The organism is Gordonia sp. 852002-50816_SCH5313054-c, from assembly GCF_001665925.1.
Lineage (GTDB): Bacteria > Actinomycetota > Actinomycetes > Mycobacteriales > Mycobacteriaceae > Gordonia > Gordonia jacobaea.
The window spans coordinates 1-2,622 of the sequence record NZ_LZTE01000032.1 but is presented as its reverse complement, the minus strand read 5'-3'; the positions used below and the strand labels follow the sequence as shown (position 1 = coordinate 2,622).

The following is a 2,622-nucleotide window of genomic DNA, read 5'->3' as shown; positions in this document are numbered from 1 at the left end:
CTGTCAGCGGTCATGTAATTCCCCAGGTTGGTGGGGTTGTCCGTCACGTAATTCCTCACCTGTCCGTCACGTAATTCCCCACCCTGGGGCGTGTCGGGCGGGGTTGGGGTGCTGCTACAGGTTCGCTCCTTGCAGGGCCCCTTCCCGGGCCCCTGGAAGGGGCCTGAGGTGGCACGGAGGACGTTGACGATGACCCAGCTGTTGGAGTTGTTTCGGCATTGGTATGCCGGACGCTCGCAGGTACAGATTTCCCAGGCGTTGGGCCTGGATCGCAAGACCATCCGCAAGTATCTCGCGCCGGCGCTGGCGGCGGGAATGAGCCCGGGCACCGGGGACAAGTTCGACGAGTCGGTGTGGCGGGAGTTGATCGGCGGCTGGTTCCCCGAAGTTGTCGATCCCTCGACGCGGGCGGTGACGTGGCCGCCGATCGCCAAGCATCATAAGTGGATCAGCGGCCAGCTCGATGCCACGGTGACGGTGGCCACGATCGCGCAACGTCTGCGCGACGACCACGGGGTTGATGTGTCGGAATCGTCGGTACGCCGTTATGTGACAGCACATTTCGCTGACAAGATCAACGAGAAACGCGCAACCCCACCACGACCCCCGGTACCTGCAGGCGAGGAAGCCCAAGTCGATTACGGCAAGCTCGGGATGTGGACCAACCCTGAGACCGGGAAGCGGGTGTCGGTGTGGGCGTTCGCGATCATCCTGTCGTGCTCGCGGTGGTTGTTTGTGCAGCCGGTCCTCAAGATGGACCAAACATCTTGGTGCGCTTCGCATGTGGATGCGTTCGAGTTTTTCGGCGGCGTGCCCGAGCGAATCGTTTGTGACAACCTCAAGACCGGGGTCAGCAAGCCTGATCTCTACGATCCGCAGATCAACCGGGCCTACGCCGAACTCGCCTCGTTCTACGAGGTGCTGATCGATCCGGCGCGCGCGTTCACTCCGAAAGACAAACCGCGCATCGAGCGCCCGATGCCCTACATTCGGGACTCGTTCTTCACGGGCCGCGAGTTCACCAGCCTGCCGCAGATGCAACAGGCCGCCCTCGACTGGTGTCTGAACGTGTACGGCCGCCACGCCCACCGCGGGATCGATGGGGTGCCGCCCGCCGAACTGTTCGCGCAGATCGAACGGGATGTGTTGACTCCGTTGCCGCCCAGACGATTTGAACGTGTCACCTACCACGTGGGCAAGGTCGCCCCCGACTGTCATGTCAAGGCGGGCACAGCGTTGTACTCGGTGCCGTGGCGGCTGATCGGCTCACACGTGCGGGTCCGCACGTGCGGGGATATGGTCCAGGTCTTCGCCGACGACCAGGTCGTGGCAACCCACGTACTGCACCTGAGCGGACGAGCAACCAACCTCGAGCACTATCCGCCGCACAAGGTCGCCTACCACTCCCGCCCGGTGGCGTGGTGCCGCAAGCAGGCCGAAGAGATCGGCGAGCACGCGGTCGCAGTCGTCGCTGAACTCTCCGAGGTCAATGCGATCCACCGCCTGCGCGCGATCCAGTCCATCGTCGGCTTGCGCACCAAGTATCCCGATGACCGCATCAACGCCGCCTGCGCCCGCGCGATCGCCGTCGGCGATGTCGGGCCACGCACCATCAAAGGCATCCTGATCGCCGGTACCGAATACGACGACACCATCACCACACCGCCGGTAGCGCCGACACCACCGGCATTTCTGCGTGGCCCGCACGCCTTCGACGACGACCTCGACACGGCAGCCGGCCAGTAGACCTCACACCCAATCCCATTAACTACCAGCTTATTCCACTAAGGACGTTCTGATGACCATTCATGATCCCAGCCTGCGAGCCGCGTTGAAAACGTTGAAGTTGACCGGCATGCTCGACACCCTCGACGCCCGGCTGGCCCAAACCCGCGCCGGCGAACTGGGTCACCTGGAGTTCCTGCAGGTGTTGTGCGAAGACGAGATCGCCCGCCGTGAGTCCGCCGCCCTGGCGCGGCGCGTGCGCCGGGCCCGCTTCGAACAATCAGCAACCTTCGACGACTTCGACTTCACCGCCAACCCGAAACTGCCCGCCGCGATGCTGCGTGACCTCGCCGCCCTGCGCTGGCTCGACGCCGGCGAATCAGTCATCCTCTACGGACCCGTCGGAGTCGGCAAAACCCATGTGGCACAAGCACTCGGCCACCAAGTCGCGTTACGCGGACACGACATCCGATTCGTCAAATGCGCCCGCATGCTCGCCGACCTCGCCGGCGGCCACGCCGATCGCACCATCGGGCAACGCATGCGCGAATACACCCGCCCCGCCGTCCTGATCATCGACGACTTCGCCATGCGCGAACACACCACCACCGGCTCCGACGACCTCTACGACCTCGTCTCCGACCGCGCCATCGCAGCCAAACCCGTCATCCTCACCAGCAACCGCGCACCCAAAGACTGGTACCCCCTGTTCCCCAACCCCGTCGTCGCCGAATCACTACTCGACCGACTCATCAACACCAGCCACCAGATCCTCATGGACGGCCCGTCCTACCGACCACGCAAACGCCCCGGACGAACACCGAAAACCACCTAACCCACAACCCCAGCTACCCTCAACCCAGCACACCCGAACATGGGGAAATCCGTGACGGACAC

At 63.9% G+C, this 2,622-nt stretch carries 2 protein-coding genes; both read left to right on the top strand.

Features of this window, described 5'->3' with window-relative positions; genetic code table 11:
• The first annotated feature begins 189 nt into the window (after positions 1 to 189).
• Positions 190 to 1,746: an IS21 family transposase gene (istA, locus tag A5788_RS06050; RefSeq protein WP_064907286.1), complete on the top strand. Its 1,557-nt coding sequence runs from the start codon at positions 190 to 192 to the stop codon at positions 1,744 to 1,746.
• 52 nt (positions 1,747 to 1,798) lie between these two features.
• A complete protein-coding gene (istB, locus tag A5788_RS06045; protein WP_012832286.1) occupies positions 1,799 to 2,560 on the top strand; it encodes an IS21-like element helper ATPase IstB in 762 nt (253 codons plus the stop codon).
• The last annotated feature ends 62 nt before the right edge of the window (positions 2,561 to 2,622 follow it).

Coding starts and splice junctions, on each gene's coding strand:
- istB (WP_012832286.1), top strand. CDS start 1,799: ATGACCATTCATGATCCCAGCCTGCGAGCCGCGTTGAAAACGTTGAAG.
- istA (WP_064907286.1), top strand. CDS start 190: ATGACCCAGCTGTTGGAGTTGTTTCGGCATTGGTATGCCGGACGCTCG.